This window comes from Marinococcus tarijensis (assembly GCF_054971385.1).
The window spans coordinates 1-15797 of record NZ_JBQOJA010000028.1 but is presented as its reverse complement, the minus strand read 5'-3'; the positions used below and the strand labels follow the sequence as shown (position 1 = coordinate 15797).

14 protein-coding genes are annotated in these 15797 nt (G+C 47.7%); 9 read left to right on the top strand and 5 right to left on the bottom strand.

Going from position 1 to position 15797, the window contains the following annotated elements; translation table 11 throughout:
- Window positions 1–111 precede the first annotated feature (111 nt).
- On the top strand, window positions 112–297 hold the full coding sequence (locus ACTTK7_RS13865; RefSeq protein ID WP_022795241.1) for a hypothetical protein: 186 nt from the start codon (window positions 112–114) through the stop codon (window positions 295–297).
- Between the two features lie 97 nt (window positions 298–394).
- On the opposite strand, the gene ACTTK7_RS13860 is transcribed toward ACTTK7_RS13865, so the two are convergent.
- Window positions 395–1216 carry an SDR family oxidoreductase gene (locus ACTTK7_RS13860; RefSeq protein ID WP_462868681.1) on the bottom strand — a complete coding sequence of 274 codons (822 nt, stop codon included), beginning with the start codon at window positions 1214–1216 and terminating at the stop codon, window positions 395–397.
- Window positions 1217–1397: 181 nt separating this feature from the next.
- Here ACTTK7_RS13860 and hemG point away from each other — a divergent pair, with 181 nt between their 5' ends.
- Entirely contained in the window at window positions 1398–2783 is a 1386-nt protein-coding gene (hemG, locus tag ACTTK7_RS13855) for a protoporphyrinogen oxidase (RefSeq protein ID WP_462868680.1), read from the top strand.
- Window positions 2784–2819: 36 nt separating this feature from the next.
- Here the strand turns inward: hemG and ACTTK7_RS13850 are convergent, their stop codons facing one another.
- Window positions 2820–3287, bottom strand: a complete 468-nt coding sequence (locus ACTTK7_RS13850; protein ID WP_462868679.1) for an NUDIX hydrolase — start codon at window positions 3285–3287, stop codon at window positions 2820–2822.
- A 238-nt stretch (window positions 3288–3525) separates the two neighbouring features.
- Here ACTTK7_RS13850 and ACTTK7_RS13845 point away from each other — a divergent pair, with 238 nt between their 5' ends.
- The 3 genes from ACTTK7_RS13845 to ACTTK7_RS13835 all read left to right on the top strand — a co-directional run bounded on the left by ACTTK7_RS13845 (window position 3526) and on the right by ACTTK7_RS13835 (window position 6536).
- Window positions 3526–3948: a universal stress protein gene (locus ACTTK7_RS13845; protein WP_462868678.1), complete on the top strand. Its 423-nt coding sequence runs from the start codon at window positions 3526–3528 to the stop codon at window positions 3946–3948.
- 165 nt (window positions 3949–4113) lie between these two features.
- Window positions 4114–5589, top strand: coding sequence for a Na+/H+ antiporter NhaC family protein (locus ACTTK7_RS13840; RefSeq protein WP_462868677.1), 1476 nt, complete (start codon window positions 4114–4116; stop codon window positions 5587–5589).
- A gap of 284 nt (window positions 5590–5873) precedes the next feature.
- The gene (locus ACTTK7_RS13835) at window positions 5874–6536 is read left to right on the top strand and encodes a type 1 glutamine amidotransferase domain-containing protein (protein WP_462868676.1); all 663 of its coding nucleotides are present in this window, start codon (window positions 5874–5876) and stop codon (window positions 6534–6536) included.
- Window positions 6537–6639: 103 nt separating this feature from the next.
- Here ACTTK7_RS13835 and ACTTK7_RS13830 read toward each other — a convergent pair whose 3' ends face one another.
- Window positions 6640–8019 carry a Glu/Leu/Phe/Val family dehydrogenase gene (locus ACTTK7_RS13830; RefSeq protein WP_462868674.1) on the bottom strand — a complete coding sequence of 460 codons (1380 nt, stop codon included), beginning with the start codon at window positions 8017–8019 and terminating at the stop codon, window positions 6640–6642.
- 206 nt (window positions 8020–8225) lie between these two features.
- On the opposite strand from ACTTK7_RS13830, the gene ACTTK7_RS13825 reads away from it, so the two are divergent.
- Both ACTTK7_RS13825 and ACTTK7_RS13820 read left to right on the top strand, forming a co-directional pair.
- Complete coding sequence (locus tag ACTTK7_RS13825; RefSeq protein ID WP_462868673.1) at window positions 8226–9338, top strand: NADH:flavin oxidoreductase; 1113 nt, start codon at window positions 8226–8228, stop codon at window positions 9336–9338.
- Window positions 9339–9467: 129 nt separating this feature from the next.
- Entirely contained in the window at window positions 9468–10700 is a 1233-nt protein-coding gene (locus ACTTK7_RS13820) for a YeeE/YedE family protein (RefSeq protein WP_462868672.1), read from the top strand.
- Between the two features lie 52 nt (window positions 10701–10752).
- Here ACTTK7_RS13820 and fumC read toward each other — a convergent pair whose 3' ends face one another.
- Window positions 10753–12141, bottom strand: coding sequence for a class II fumarate hydratase (gene fumC, locus ACTTK7_RS13815; protein WP_462868671.1), 1389 nt, complete (start codon window positions 12139–12141; stop codon window positions 10753–10755).
- Between the two features lie 210 nt (window positions 12142–12351).
- On the opposite strand from fumC, the gene ACTTK7_RS13810 reads away from it, so the two are divergent.
- Window positions 12352–13197, top strand: coding sequence for a 50S ribosomal protein L11 methyltransferase (locus tag ACTTK7_RS13810; protein ID WP_462868670.1), 846 nt, complete (start codon window positions 12352–12354; stop codon window positions 13195–13197).
- A 2-nt stretch (window positions 13198–13199) separates the two neighbouring features.
- Entirely contained in the window at window positions 13200–14168 is a 969-nt protein-coding gene (locus ACTTK7_RS13805; protein ID WP_462868669.1) for a 2-hydroxyacid dehydrogenase, read from the top strand.
- 48 nt (window positions 14169–14216) lie between these two features.
- On the opposite strand, the gene ACTTK7_RS13800 is transcribed toward ACTTK7_RS13805, so the two are convergent.
- Window positions 14217–15581, bottom strand: coding sequence for an alanine/glycine:cation symporter family protein (locus ACTTK7_RS13800; protein WP_462868703.1), 1365 nt, complete (start codon window positions 15579–15581; stop codon window positions 14217–14219).
- Window positions 15582–15797: the final 216 nt, after the last annotated feature.

Genomic DNA, 15797 nt, shown 5'->3' with positions numbered 1-15797 from the left:
TGCGGGGTTTTTGTGTGGATAACTCATTATGCTTAACAAATAAAGCAATTGGGAGTACAATATGTAGAGAAAAAACAAACTTAAATATATGATAAAGGAGTAGAAATTCTAGTGCAGGAAACCAAACCACGTTGGATATACTGGAAAAAGACCTTCCACTCAAAGTTTCAGGCCGGCTGTCTCAAAGCAAAGCTGGAAGAAAACTGGCACAACGGATACGAACTGGGACCGCTCGTAGAAATAAGAAAGCTGCGCTCCAATAAATATGTGGTGCGATATACGTACGATGAAGCTTAAAGCTAACACATACAGCTTTATAAAAAATAGATTAAACAAGAAAATGTAAGAGCCGTTTTATGTCCGAAGACGTAAAACGGCTCTTAGTTATGAGGAATTATTCGGTGCTTTCTTTCCATCCTTGTTCAAACAGCATTTTTCCCGGCCAGGTGTAGGCCATCAACCCACCGTCGGCTAAAATAGTTTCACCGGTAACAAAGGAGCTGTCGTTCGAGGCAAGAAAAAGGGCTACCGTGGCCATTTCCCTTGGATCTCCAAGGCGTCCCATTGGAGTCACCCATTTTTGGGCCTCGCGGAACTGCCGGCCGCTTTCTTCCTCCTGGCTTCCGGCAAGATTATCAATCAACGGAGTTTCAATAGTACCGGGGGCGAGGGCGTTTGCCCTGATTTTATTCCGGCCATAATCAATTGCTATTGCCTTTGTCATGTTTGTGATACCGCCTTTGGCAGCGTTATAGCCTGAACGGTCCAGGTCGGCAGCAAGCCCGGACATAGAAGAGACATTAATAATAGAGCCCCCGTCTTCAAGCATTAACGGGATTAAATATTTGCTCACTAAAAAGGTTCCACGAAGATCAACACTCATAATCTGGTCGAATAATTCGACCGGGTACTCATGAAGTTTGCCGCCCTCCTGATCAATCCCGGCGTTGTTAAACAAAATATCGATAGTGCCGTAAGTGCTTTTCATATGGTCTGCAAACTCCTGAACACTTGATTCGCTTGAAACGTCAAGCTTAACAGAAGCAGCTCTGCCGTTATTATTATTGATGGAGGAGACAGTCTCAAGCAAATCATTTTCATTCACATCAGCGCAAATAACTTCTGCTCCTTCTTCGGCAAACACCGCAGCTGTAGCTTTTCCAATTCCGTTCGCAGCACCAGTTATAATAGCTGTTTTTCCGTTTAATTTTCCCATAATTATTTCTCCTTTCAAAAATAGCAGTTCTCAGCCTGATACCATTACCTGTTTCTGTCTCTTTGTAAACATTTGTAAACGAATGCATGAAATTATTTTATATATTTGCATCAAATAAAGAACGGCGGCATAATTTTAGGTATAGCACAAAATCGTTAAAATGCAGAAAAGAGGAAGACTGATGAAACGTATTACCGTAGTCGGCGGGGGAATTACAGGGCTTACTATTCTGTATTACCTGCAGAAATGGAAGTTGGAAAGCGGCAGCGATATTGAATTGACACTTGTGGAAAAAGAAGAAAAAGCAGGCGGTAAAATACGAACCGTCCATCATGAAGATTTTATTATGGAGACGGGGGCGGATTCTGTTGTAGCCAGGCACAGCGCGGTGCTTCCGCTGGTTAAAGAGTTGGGACTCAAAGGAGAAATGGTTTATAACAGCACCGGAGTGTCGTACCTGTATGTAAAAGATCAGCTGTATCCGCTTCCAAAGGATGCCGTCTTTGGTATTCCACCGGGGCCAGTGTCGCTTTTAAAAAGTCCGCTTATTTCCTGGAAGGGAAAGGTTCAGGCACTTGGGGATTACGTAAAAAAGAATAAAAAGTTCACGAAAGAAAGCTCCGTGGGAGAGTTCCTCGAATCCTTCCTGGGCCGTGAACTGGTGAAAAATCAAATTGCACCGGTTTTGTCCGGCGTGTACTCGGGGGATATTTACTCACTTACCATGGCATCGACACTTCCGTATCTCGTGGATTATAAAAACGATTTTGGAAGTATTATGCGGGGAGTGGCGAAAAACAAAAAAACGTTCGGAGCAGGCGGAGGGAAAAAATTTATTTCCTTCCGAAATGGTTTGTCTTCGCTGCCGGAGGCGCTGCTTTCAAAATTAACCGAAACAGAGGTGCTGCTTGGACGGCAGGTGGAGCACATTAAAAAGAAAGACGAAGCGTATCAGGTGAAGCTCGACAACGGAGAAAGCCTGCAGACAGATGCGATAGTTATAGCTGCACCGCACCGGACTGCGGCACGTATACTGCAGGATGAGGAGATGACAAAAATATTTAACGAGTTCCAGAGTTCATCTCTTTTAAGTGTGTATGCGGGTTTTTCCCTGCCGCCGGACAGTCTGCCTCCGGACGGGACAGGATTTATCGTTTCTGAGAACAGCGACCTTGAATGTAATGCATGCACATGGAGCAACCGGAAATGGACCCATACCTCGAAAGGGGAAAATGTGCTGGTGCGTTTATTTTACAAAAGCTCCAAGCCTGCGTATCAACGAATGCAGGAAGGTGGAGAAGAACAGATAAAGCAGACAGCGCTAAATGACCTGAAGAAAAGCCTTCATATTGAACAGGAGCCGGTAAGGCTGGAAGTAACAGACTGGGAACAGCTGATGCCAAATTATCACATCGGGCACCAGTCAGCTGTCGGAGAGCTTGAAAGGCTGCTGAAAGAAAAGTTTCCGGGCGTTTACGTGGCTGGTGCTTCATATTATGGGGTTGGTATTGCCGCCTGTATTCAAAACGGGATAAATACTGCAGAAACTCTGTACAAAAGTATTTAAAAGCACGCCTTTTCCTGTTGGGAGAGGCGTGCTTCTTTATACATCAATCGAATATTTGCTGCGCAGGTAATCCTTCATCACTGCCTGCTGGCCGCTTACAATTGTTTCGGGCAGGGCCTCAGGATCTGAAAAAGCCACCGAAGCTGATTCATTAGGGTCAGGCTGGATGATGCCTTCCAGATGATCAGCGGTGTAGGCAACAATTACACAGTAAAAAGGATCCCCGTTCGGTGCCACCACAAACGTATCCTCACCGGAGTATACATTAAACAGGCGGAGACCAACGGCGCGCAGACCTGTTTCTTCCAGGGTTTCCCGGACTGCTGTTTCTTCGGCTGATTCTCCGAGTTCCATTAAGCCTCCGGGAAAGCTCCAGCTCCCCGGAGGAGAGGTTCTTTCCTGCAGTAAAATATGGCCTTCATCGTTTTCTGCAATAACGATAGCGCCCACGAGAATTACTGTTTCTTTTCCGACGAGCCGCCTTAGGTTTTCTATATATCCCACATGAAACTTCCTCTCCGTAGTGTTTTCTCTACCATATCATGAAAATATGGGTAGGAGAAAAGCGGTATCAATATTCATACGTAAAAATATGGTATGTTAAAGTGGAAGAATCAATAAAGCTTGGATGTTAATAAATGTTGCCGGCATTGCAGGACAAATGCCGTATAAATTGACTGAAAATCGGGAACAGTAAATTAAAAGCAGGAAATCGAGAGCAAAGTAACAGGGGGATGCTTGTATGTTTAAACGACTGTTAATTGCAGTAGACGGTTCCGATCACTCTGCCCGGGCGGTGGAAAAAGCTATTGAAAGCATTGCGCCGGAGCTTTCCGAAATCTATGTGGAGCTAGTCTACGCGACTACCTCCGCGCAGCCGAAATCAAGCAGGCTGAGTGAGCATGAATTATACATTCAGCAGCAGAATGAAGAAGAAATTCTGCAGCCGGCGGTCGAACGACTGAGCGCAGAAGGAATGAGAGCAGAAAAAGTGGTGCTACACGGGGATCCGGCAGCGGCTATTAGTGAATATGCCAACGAATACGAATTTGATTGTGTTGTTGTAGGAAGCAGAGGGCTGAATCCTTTGCAGAAAATGGTTATTGGCAGCGTCAGCAGAAAAATTGTGGAGCAGATCCGGCACCCCGTGCTTGTTGTAAAATAAATGTGCCGTACTAAAATACTGTTAAAAAAGCTGCCATTTTTACGGGCAGCTTTTTAATTGTTTTTGAAATTCTTTTCAAGGTGTACGTTTGTCCATTACAAACAGGCACAGGAGTGGTAGAATGGTTTTCGTGCTGAATAAATATTATACATAGGAGTTTTCCATATGGCAGAACAAGAAGAAAAGTTAGAGAGAGCCGTAGGGGCAAAATCTATCGAAAAATTGGATTTCAGGCTTGGGGCTTTTGGAGCTGCAGTACCATTGTTGTTTTTTGTAGTCTGGGCGATCACTACCAGTGTTCTTCAGCTTTCCTCTGAGATTGGACTGGTACTGGGGGCAGTCATCGGACTGACCCTTGGCATGCTGTTTTGTAAAAGCCGGTGGGCTGACTACGCCCAGGGCCTGTTTGACGGTCTGGCGCAGCCGATTGGTGTCATCGCCATGGTGGCATGGTTTTATGCGGGGATGTTTGCACAGGTGCTCCAGGTAGGCGGTTTGGTGGAAGGGCTTGTCTGGACAGGGATAGCAACAGGCGTGACAGGCGGCCTCTTCACCGCAGTAACATTTCTGCTTGCTGCAGTCTTTTCTACAGCAGTCGGCACCGGCTACGGGACGACCGTGGCGTTTTGTACACTGATGTTTCCAGCCGGCGTAGCTACAGGGGCAGATCCGGTAATGCTGTTCGCTGCGATACTTGCCGGTGCAGTTTTTGGCGACAATCTTGCGCCAGTTTCTGATACGACAATCGTTTCCGCAACGACCCAGAATGCAGACGTACCGGGTGTAGTAAGAAGCCGGTTCAAGTACGCGATCGCGGCAGCGATTCCAAGTGCAGTATTGTTTGCAGTTTTCGGCGGGGGAGACGGAGGTGCAGTCTCCGGCGTTTCTTCGGCAAACGTGGTGGAAGATGTTTCGCCGGGTGGCCTGATCATGCTTCTGCCTTTTCTGCTCGTGCTTATATTGGCATTATCCGGCCAACATTTAATTACTTCATTAACATGGGGGATTGTATCTGCCATTCCGTTAATCGTCATTACCGGTCTGGGTTCATTTTCGGATATTATTCGTTTTAACCCTGAAGCAGATGCGGTAGTCGAAGGGGCGTTAATCGATGGTATCACCGGATATGTGAACATGGCCATTTTGATATTATTAATTGTGGCTGCAGCTTATTTGATGAGACTCGGCGGAACGATGCAGGCGATTACCAATGGCCTGGTTCGCTGGATTAAAAATTCTGTACGCCGGGCAGAGCTGTCCATGTGGGGTATAGTAGCTCTCTTGAACAGTTCCATTACTATTAACACGGCTGCAGAAATTGCAGCGGCTCCGTTTGTCCGGGATATCGGGGAAAAGTACGGGATCCACCGTTACCGCCGGGCGAACCTGCTTGATGCGGTAACATCGGCGCTCGGCTACATTTTCCCATGGGGAGCTCCGGTGCTTCTTGGCTGGTCTACGATCCAGACGATGCAGGAGCAGTACAATTGGCTGCCGGTGGTCGAGCCTACGGCAGTATTTCCTTTCGTCTTCCAGGGGTGGTTTCTCGTCTTAATCATGCTGCTTGCAGCGATTACTGGATGGGGTCGCCGCTATGAAGGAAAGAACGGAGAAGAACTCCGCGAACGTCCTTCAGAATAACCTAAAAGCGTGCTGCTTCGGTAGCGCGCTTTGTTTTGTTTAAAGGGAAGCTTCCTCCTGCCCCCTCATTTGGACGATCATAGCGATTATCTTTTTAACAGGTGCCCAGATGCTGCAGTGGAATGGCTGAGCGTGAGCAGTTTACTTTGCATGGCTGCCGGATATAGTTAGAATAGGTTCTGCAACAGCTTGAAGGATGTTTAAAAAGATGGGGGAGAGGAAAATCATCTTTACATTCCTTTATGCTAAATCATAAGGTAATTGTGGAAAGGGTGACAATCGTCATGGCAAAAAACGTATTAATGGTTGTAACAAGTCATTCCAAAGTGAACAATGAAGCAAAAACAGGCATATGGCTTTCCGAATTCGCGGAAGCTTACATTGAGTTTCAAAACAAAGGCTACAATGTGACTATCGCAAGTGTAGATGGCGGCAAGCCGCCAATTGATGAAGGAAGCGTGCAGCAGGAAACGCGCCAGGAAATCCTGGATGCAGAAAAATATCTCGAAGAGACAGTGAAAGTGGATACCGTTTCTGCTTCAGATTTTGATGCCATTTTTATTCCTGGAGGGCACGGCGCAATGTTTGATCTGCCGGAGAGTCAAAAAGTCCAGGATCTGATCCGTGAATTTTATGAAGCGGATAAATACGTGGCTTCCGTCTGTCACGGACCGGCAGCGCTGGTTAACGTTACTCTTTCAAACGGGGAGCCGTTGGTTTCCGGTAAGCGGGTGAACGCTTTTACAGACTCTGAGGAAGAAGATACCGGCCTTACAGCACACATGCCATTTCTGCTTGAAAGCCGTCTGCGTGAGCTTGGAGCCGAATTCGTCACGGCACCAAACTGGAGTGAACACGTGGAATCTGATGGTTTCCTGATCACGGGACAAAACCCGCAATCGACAGAAGCCGTAGCTAAAGAATTTGTTCAAAAACTGGGCAGCTAATGCTGGCTAAAAAAGAGAGCCCCGGCCTTTCCAACCGCGTTGGAGGCCGGGGCATTTTTACAGAAAAGACCGTGCGGCTGCCGCACGGTCTTCGTTTATGGAATTAATACAATTTTCCGCGCATGTGGAGCATCGTACAGAGTGATGTGATGGAATGAATATAGCAGTTTTGGCGGAGAGCGAATGGATCACCAAAAAACTGGGGAAGCACACGATCCATCGTTTCTTTCATTTTATCGTACAAAATCTTTGTAACCTGCTCTTCAGAGTAATAAAGCGTTTCCCGCCCTTGGAGCCATTCGGAATAGGATACGATAACACCACCGGCGTTGGCAAGAATGTCAGGAATAATGACGACTCCCTGTTCAGCCAAAATGGCATCGGCTTCGGAAGTAATAGGAGAGTTGGCGCCTTCAATAAGAATAGAGGCTTTAACGTCCTGAACATTATCTTTATGAATGACCCCGCCGAGAGCGGCGAAAAATAAAGCATCGACTTCGAGGGAAAGAATATCGTCACGGTCCCGTATATCTGCGCTAATGCCAAGGTCATGAATTTCTTCCTCTGTTGTAGGAAGATCCCCATCATGATCGTTGGAGAAGTCGAGGAGAGCAGGCACATCGAGGCCGTCTTCATTGTACAGGGTGACATTCTGGTCGCTTACGGAAACCACTTTCGTATCGAGGTAGTCGCAGTTGTATGCCTGCAAGGCAGTAACTGAACCGACGTTTCCGAAGCCCTGGACAGCTATGGTAAGCGGCCGGCCGTAAAATTCAAGGGCCGTCCTGAAAAATTTATTTTCCGAAGTCTGGAATTCATCGCGCCGGTTTTTCAAAAAGTCATGCAGCAGGTAGCGTAAAGTGAAATAAACTCCCTTACCGGTGGCTTCCCTTCGGCCAAGGGACCCGCTGTTTTTAACACTTTTCCCGGTGAAGCTGCCCCGGTAGGGAACGCCGGGATTAATATTTTTGTATTCAGCCATCATCCAGTCCATTTCCCTGGCGCCTGAGCCGGCGTCAGGAGCGGGAATGTCTTTATCCGGACCGATTACATCATTGAAATACTGCACGTATTTTTTGCACACGAGGTTTAATTCCTTTTTACTGAATTCCTTTGGATTAATGCTGATACCGCCCTTGCCGCCGCCAAATGGCACGTCGTGCAGAGCATTTTTAATAGTCATAAGAGAAGCAAGAGAGGAAACTTCGTCTTCATCGACGCTTTCATGAAAACGGATACCGCCTTTGTAAGGTCCCATAGTGTCGTTATGCTGGACCCGGTACGCCGGTACGCGAACAACTTCGCCGTTTTGAAGAGAAACGCGAAGAAACGATTTGTGTACATGATTGGGAGTGGAAAGGATGGAAATAAGAGAAGAAAAAGCCGTTTCACGCTCCTGTCCTTCATAGTCGGGCAGGAAAGTCTCATCCTGCATCAGTGCATCGAGCGATTCCTGAATAATCTTTGTCGCTTTATCTGACATATTATGTCCTCCTTAAGGTATTTGTACCTATGTAAGTAATCTAGTAAAGAATACCACTTATCAACAAAACGCAAACGGGTTCCGGGAAATTAGTGTCAAAAAAGTATATTCCTTGAGCGGATAAGTTGCATTTGGAAAAACGATGCGTGCATACTGACTTTTGAATACTACTTATATTTTGTGGCAGGAGAAAGGAAGTCGTAATAATGACAGAGGAAACATCCAACCAGCAAGTGGCAGCTCCTTTATTTGAACCCTTTCAAATAAAAGATCTGCATCTTGAAAACAGAACAGTAATGGCCCCGATGACAAGAGGATTTTCGCCGGGCGGTGTACCAAATGAAGACGTGGTCGCCTATTACCGGCGCCGGGCTGAAAATAATGTGGGACTGATTGTGACAGAAGGAACCGGCATCAACCACCCGGCTAGCGTGGAAGACCCGGGAGTGCCGGCCTTTTACGGTGAAAAAGCCCTGGAAGGATGGGAAAAGGTTGTAGAAGCAGTGCATGAAGCGGGAGGAAAAATCATTCCCCAGCTCTGGCACGTAGGCATGACAAGGCCAGTAGGAGCAGAGCCAAACTCTGAGGCTATGCCAATTGGACCCTCCGGTTTAGCTTTAAGCGGGGAAGCTGTATCAACGCCGCTGACAGTGGAAGAAATTGATGAGCTTGTGCAGGCTTATGCAGATGCTGCAGCAGCGGCGAAGCGTATTGGCTTTGATGGCATTGAAATCCACGGTGCCCATGGATATTTAATTGACCAGTTTTTCTGGGAGCAGACCAATAAGCGTACGGATCAGTACGGCGGGAACTTTGTTGAACGGACCAGGTTTGCCGTGGAGGTAATCGAAGCGTGCCGCCGGGCTGTAGGTGAAGATTTCCCTATCTTCTTCCGGTTTTCGCAGTGGAAAATGTCTGATTTTGAAGCGAAGCTTGCAGCCACGGCAGACGAACTTTCCCAGTTCCTGAAGCCGCTGTCTGAAGCAGGCGTAGACGTCTTTCACTGTTCCACCCGCCGCTTCTGGGAGCCGGAATTTGACGGTTCTTCGCTGAATCTTGCCGGCTGGACAAAATATTTAACCGGCAAGCCTTCTGTAACAGTAGGATCTGTAGGGCTGAACGGCGTTTTTACAAGCTTTGATAAAGCAGAAAACGATGATATTCAGGAATTAGTCAATCGTCTTGAAAACGATGAATTCGACCTGGTGGCAGTTGGGCGTCCACTGTTAACGGATCCGGCCTGGGCGAAAAAGATGCAGGAAGGCAGAACGGAAGAGCTGGTACCGTTTACCAAAAACGCATTAAGTGAGCTGTATTAAATACGATTGTCAATGAACCATAAACTCTCCGGCCGCGGCTGGAGAGTTTTTCATATTGGATGTGTGAATTGCTCCAGTGAGGGAAAAAGAGGAAGGGAGTTCTAATACAGGTCCAGTCAGGAGAAATAAATGAAAAAAATGAACGCGACAGCAAAAACCTCTGTTTTAAACAATCCACAAAATATCATTTCTGTAGTATGCTTAACGATCATTCTTGTGCTTTCATTCACGTCTTACCAGATATCAGGCTGGCAGTATGTCATTCTGCTCTGGATTGGTTTTTTACTTGGATTTTCCCTTTTTCATGCACGCTTCGGCTTTTCGGCCGTTTATCGGCAGATTATTGAAAAAGGCAATACGGAAATGCTCCGGGCTCATATGCTGATGCTTATTCTCGTATCGACCTTTTCCGCTGCTCTTTTTATTATCAGCCCGGCTTTGTTTGGAACAGGTCCTATTCCGGCACTTTCCGCTGTGAGTGTAGGATTGATAGCTGGTGCTTTCATTTTCGGTTTTGGTATGGAAATAGGCAGCGGCCTTGCCCCCTCTTCATTTTACGAAGCAGAGGGCGGCAGAACCGCTTTGATTTGCACATTGGCCGGCTTTACGGCGGGGGCAGTGGCAGGGGCCGCCCATTTTGGTTTTTGGAACACGTCCCTCCCTTCGTTCGAGCCGGTATCGCTGGCAGTGGATACGGGGATCGGTTACATATGGGCCTGGGTGATTCAAGTTGTTTTTCTCGGATTAGTTGCTTTTGGCTCGTATGTGCATAAAAAGCGGACACGACCTCCGGCTCTTCCGCCCCTGCCTTCCGCTGCAAGCTGGAGCCGGATCATTTTCGGCTCCTGGCCGCTGTGGGTGGGCGCTGTTATTCTGGCGGTATTAAACGCGCTAATCTTTCTCGTGCAGGGAGAGCCGTGGAAGCTGACAGCCTCCTTTACTCTATGGGGCTCAAAGGTAGCGATGGCTCTTGGAATGGATGTTAGCGAATGGAAATACTGGTTTGAACAGGATCAGTTTGTTGCTCTTCATCAACCGGTGCTGATGGATTCCATGAGCATTATTAATGTCGGTGTCATTATGGGAACGGTAGTAACTCTGGCGATGAACCTCCAAATCCGGTTTTCGGGAATCCCCCTAAGGGTCGCTATCATTGCCCTGGTTGGGGGAGGGCTGATGGGATACGGGGCGAGTATTTCATTCGGTGCCAATATTGGTGCGTATTTCAGCGGCATCGCCTCGTTCAGTCTTCATGCGTGGATATGGCTTGTCATGGCCGTACTTGGTGTCTACACGGCCTACTATATCAGCCACCGGCTGCCGTTGTATCATTACGAAGAAGGAAAGCGTACGGATGAATAAGAAAAGCCTCCCAGGCTAATCACAGCCCGGGAGGCTTTTGTTTTACCATCATTTATTCACTCGGGGAAACCATTTTCGCCGGATCGACGATCAATTCAAATTCTTCTTCATTAAGCATACCGCTTTCAAGTACGGCTTCCTTCAGCGTCTGCCCGTTAGCGTGGGCTGATTTGGCAATTTTTGCTGCGTTTTCGTAACCGATGTGCGGGTTCAGCGCTGTAACAAGCATCAGGGAATTTCGCAGATGCGCGTCAATACGTTCCTGGTTTTCTTCAATGCCAACTGCACATTTGTCGTTAAAGGAAACGAGGGCATCAGCGAGCAGGTAGCTTGATTGCAGGAAGTTATATACGATAACCGGTTTAAACACGTTGAGTTCAAAATTGCCCTGGCTGGCCGCAAAACCGATCGTAGCGTCGTTGCCCATTACCTGTGCTGCAACCATAGTCAATGCCTCGCTCTGGGTCGGATTGACCTTGCCGGGCATAATGGAGCTTCCTGGTTCATTTGCAGGAATGGAAATTTCACCGATGCCACAGCGGGGACCGCTTGCGAGCCAGCGGACGTCGTTTGCAATTTTCATGGCGTCTGCTGCCAGGGCCTTTAATGCCCCGTGGGCGTATGAAATTTCATCATGGCTGGTGAGGGCGTGAAACTTGTTCGGGGCAGAACGGAATGCTTTGCCGGTATAGGCACTGATTTCTTCAGCTACGTATTCCCCAAATCTTGGGTGGGCGTTAATACCGGTACCCACAGCCGTTCCACCGACGGCAAGGTCCTTCACATGATCAATGCTTTCTGTAATCATTTCGGCTGAACGTTCAAGCATCCGGTGCCAGCCGCTGACCTCCTGCCCGAGTGTAAGTGGTGTGGCATCCTGCAGATGCGTACGGCCAATTTTAATTACATGTTCAAATGCATTCATTTTGTTTTCAAGGGTCGCACGAAGCGTTTCCACGGCAGGAAGAAGCTGATCCTCCACTTTTTGCACAGCAGCTACGTGCATCGCTGTTGGGAAGGTATCATTGGAGCTTTGGGAACGGTTGACATCATCGTTTGGATGAACACTCTGGGAGGATCCTTTTTCTTCGAGCAGCTGGGAAGCGCGGCGGGCCACTACTTCGTTCATATTCATATTCGACTGGGTGCCGCTTCCGGTCTGCCAGACAACGAGCGGAAAGTGGTCGTCGAGTTGTCCGGAAAGAACCTCGTCGCAGGCTTCAACGATCGCGCCGGCCTTTTCTGCTTCAAGCTTATCCAGGCGTTTGTTTGCAAGAGCCGCAGAGCGTTTTAAAATAGCAAACGCATATACAACATCGATCGGCATAGTTTCCTGACCGATTTTAAAGTTTTCCAGACTGCGCTGGGTCTGGGCGCCCCAATGCTTGTCTTTTGGTACATGCATGTCTCCAAGTGTATCTTTTTCTACGCGATAGTCCATCGATAGGTCGACCTCCTACTAGTATCAATAAGGTAAATAGAGTAAGCACTCTTTCTCTAGATTAAAGAATATTTTTAAAAAAAGAAAGGCTTTTCAAAGGAGAAATATTAAATTCATCATCCGGGTAAAGAAACGAACATTAAACACGAAAAATGAATGTTGTATGGCCGGCAGTTTTGCTATAATTTTTACGAAAAGGAGGCAGCTGATATGTGGTACTCACTCGAAGTCCCGCCCGGGGACAACGAAACGTGGAGCCTTCGGCTCTATGAGCATGACATTTATACTTTCTATATTGATGAAGCGATACAGACAATGAAGGACGAAGACGGATATACATATGAATTCAGCAGCGGGGAAAAAAGCAGATTGTATGTCTATATGGAAAATGCGTCTAAAGAAGAATTAAGCCGGATGCTTGAAGTCCATGCTGACGATTTGCATGAATGGGAGCCGCCGGAGTGGACAGAGGCTTCCTATGACAACGTCAAACTGGCGAACGGATGGGCGCTTGTTTACCCTCCATTCCAGGAGAAGCAGGAAGAGCGGGAACTGAGGCTTGATCCGCAGGGCGCATTTGGTACAGGTATCCATGAGACAACAAGAGACGTTCTCGAATGTATCATTATCCGGGCAGAAGGGAAGATGGCAGCGGATATTGGCGCAGGAAGCGGAGTGCTGTCGATCGCGCTCGCAAAAAAAGGCATGCAGGTGGCAGCCTACGATGTGGAACCGGTAACGAGGGAAATAGAACAGCAGGCGGCATTAAATGATGTACGGGGCCGGATTGAAGTGTATGAACAGGACGTGGTCGACTCCGCCTTTCCATACGGCTCGTATGATTTAGCTGTTATCAATATTGGGGCGGATGTTACGGTGCGCTGGCTCGAACGGGCTGATTCCGTAGAGATTCTTCCTCAGCAGGTTGTAGTGTCCGGACTGGTGGACTGGACAGTGGAACGGGTGAAAACAGCGTTCCGGGATAAAAGTTACGAGGAGGTCTGGTGCAAACAGACAAATGAATGGCATACTATATTATTTCAAAGGAGAGGCTGATGATGACAAAACCACATGTTTTTATTACAAGGCCAATGCCGCACTGGCTGATAGAAAAGCTTGAACAGGAAGCTACGGTAGATGTATGGAATAAAAACGAAGCAGTGCCGGAAGAGGAATTAGTCCGGAGAACAGCGGAGGCGGATGGTTTGTTTTGTACCGTGTCGGAGCCGGTAACGAGAAACGTTATTGAACAGGCGCCACGGTTAAAAGTAATAGCGACGATGGCAGTCGGTTATAATAATATTGATCTAAAAGCAGCACGGGAAAAGGGAATTAAAGTAGCCCATACTCCCGGAGTGCTGACAGAAACGACAGCGGATCTCACTTTTGCTTTATTAATGGCAGCGGCGCGGAGGCTGCCGGAGGCCATGGACACCATCCGGAAAAATGAATGGGGATCCTGGGCGCCGTTTGCCTTTACGGGGCAGGATATTTACGGTGCCACACTCGGAATTATTGGCATGGGACGTATCGGCGAAGCTGTGGCTAAAAGAGCTGGCGGTTTTGATATGAACATACTTTACCATAATCGTTCACGGAAACCGGAAGCGGAAGAGCGGACGGGAGCTGTATTCGCGGAGCTGGATGAACTTCTGGGACAGGCTGATTTTATCTGCGTGCTGGCCCCGGCCACACCGGAAACAGAAAAGCTGATAAACGCGGAAGCTTTTCGTAAAATGAAAAAAACAGCGGTGTTTATTAATACATCGAGAGGAACGATAGTGGATGAGGAGGCACTGGTGAACGCGCTTCAAAATGGAGAGATTTTCAGCGCCGGCCTGGATGTCTTTGAAAACGAACCAATCGGCGCAGACCATACCCTCCTCAGCCTGCCAAACGTCGTGGCGCTTCCACATATCGGCAGTGCCAGCGAAAAAACACGCCGGCACATGGCAGATATGACTGCAGATCATATTTTGCAGGGCCTCCACGGGCTGCCGCTGACGCATGAAGTGCCTGGAAAATAAAAAGCATCTCACGGGCCCGTTTCAGGCTCGTGAGATGCTTTAATTGTATTATGACTTGTTCCAGGTAGCTGTGCCGTTCTTTTCTTCCTTCATTCGCTTACGGAAGCGAACCGTTTCCGCGGTAATGACTCCGGAAAGCCCCAGGAGGGCGATCAGGTTTGGTGCTGCCATCAGGCCGTTCATTGTGTCTGCAAGCGACCAGACAATTCCGAACTGGACCACAGCGCCAAAAAATACAGCGATAACGAAAACGATGCGGTAGGTAAAAACAGCCTTATACGTTTTAAAAAGATAGTAAATACAGCGTTCTCCGTAGTAGGACCAGCCCAAAATAGTAGAATAGGCGAAAAAGATGAGCCCTACAGAAACGATAATACTCCCGGCCGGTCCTAAAAAGTGTTCAAACGTGGCGGCAGTCAGCGGAGCACCGTCCAAATCACCGCTCACAAAGCTCTGGCCCATAACAAGAGAGATACCGGTAATAGAGCAAATAATGATTGTATCAATAACAACCTGGGTCATGGAGACGAGTGCCTGCCGTCCCGGATAGTCGGTACGGGCAGCAGCTGCTGCGATTGGGGCAGAACCAAGGCCTGCTTCGTTGGAGAAAACGCCGCGTGCCACCCCGTACTGAATAACAACCCCGACAGCTCCGCCGGCTGCAGCCTGACCAGTGAATGCATCGGATACGATGGAGCCGACTGCGGCAGGCACGAGATCCAGATTACCAAAAATAACAATCAGGCCGCCAACCACATAAAAGAGAGCCATAACCGGTACAATAAATGAAACTACCCGGCCGATGGATTTAATGCCGCCAAGAATAACCACCCCTGTTAAAATACTGAGCGCAATGCCGGTAATCCAGGTAGGCACATTCCAGTTGGAGTCCAACACATCCGCAACGGAGTTGGATTGAACCGTGTTACCGATGCCAAACGCAGCAATCGCAGCAAATACGGCAAACAGGACGGCCAGCCATTTCCATCCAAGCCCTTTCTCTATGTAGTACATCGGACCGCCGGCCATGCGGCCCCGTTCATCCTGAACCCGGTACTTAACAGCCAGAATTGCTTCTCCATATTTTGTAGCCATTCCAAAAAGTGCACTGATCCACATCCAGAAGACAGCACCAGGGCCGCCAATTACTACTGCTGTGGCAACGCCAGCGATGTTACCGGTTCCGACAGTAGCAGCCAGAGCGGTCATCAGCGATTGAAAGTGGGAAATGTCCCCTTCGGATTTTTTGTCCTGCTTTGAAAAGGCAAGCTTTAAGGCATAAGGAAGAGTAGAAAATTGCAAAAACCCTAAACGAATTGTTAAAAAGATACCTGTTCCCAAAATAAGAATTAAAAATGGAGGGCCCCACACAATACCGCTGATGGTGGTGAGTAATTCTTCGACGCTGTTCATAAAACCTGACATATGTAACAACTCCTTTCCATAATGTAACTGTACATAAGATGTTATAAAGACGTGAACAGTTTGTTAGAAAAGTTTACTATAAAAATAATAAATTGGGTATATGTTTTGTAAAAATTATGAAAATTTTGGGACCGTCAATAATTTTGTGTAAACGGCCCCTGTCCTTTTCCAGCCGTAAAGTTACCCCTGCTGTTGAAACATGTC

Excerpts from the sequence above, each read along its gene's own strand:
- ACTTK7_RS13860 (WP_462868681.1), bottom strand. The coding sequence starts at position 1,216 with ATGGGAAAATTAAACGGAAAAACAGCTATTATAACTGGTGCTGCGAAC.
- hemG (WP_462868680.1), top strand. The coding sequence starts at position 1,398 with ATGAAACGTATTACCGTAGTCGGCGGGGGAATTACAGGGCTTACTATT.
- ACTTK7_RS13830 (WP_462868674.1), bottom strand. The coding sequence starts at position 8,019 with ATGTCAGATAAAGCGACAAAGATTATTCAGGAATCGCTCGATGCACTG.
- ACTTK7_RS13845 (WP_462868678.1), top strand. The coding sequence starts at position 3,526 with ATGTTTAAACGACTGTTAATTGCAGTAGACGGTTCCGATCACTCTGCC.
- ACTTK7_RS13810 (WP_462868670.1), top strand. The coding sequence starts at position 12,352 with ATGTGGTACTCACTCGAAGTCCCGCCCGGGGACAACGAAACGTGGAGC.
- ACTTK7_RS13835 (WP_462868676.1), top strand. The coding sequence starts at position 5,874 with ATGGCAAAAAACGTATTAATGGTTGTAACAAGTCATTCCAAAGTGAAC.
- ACTTK7_RS13800 (WP_462868703.1), bottom strand. The coding sequence starts at position 15,581 with ATGAACAGCGTCGAAGAATTACTCACCACCATCAGCGGTATTGTGTGG.
- fumC (WP_462868671.1), bottom strand. The coding sequence starts at position 12,141 with ATGGACTATCGCGTAGAAAAAGATACACTTGGAGACATGCATGTACCA.
- ACTTK7_RS13840 (WP_462868677.1), top strand. The coding sequence starts at position 4,114 with ATGGCAGAACAAGAAGAAAAGTTAGAGAGAGCCGTAGGGGCAAAATCT.
- ACTTK7_RS13825 (WP_462868673.1), top strand. The coding sequence starts at position 8,226 with ATGACAGAGGAAACATCCAACCAGCAAGTGGCAGCTCCTTTATTTGAA.
- ACTTK7_RS13820 (WP_462868672.1), top strand. The coding sequence starts at position 9,468 with ATGAAAAAAATGAACGCGACAGCAAAAACCTCTGTTTTAAACAATCCA.
- ACTTK7_RS13805 (WP_462868669.1), top strand. The coding sequence starts at position 13,200 with ATGACAAAACCACATGTTTTTATTACAAGGCCAATGCCGCACTGGCTG.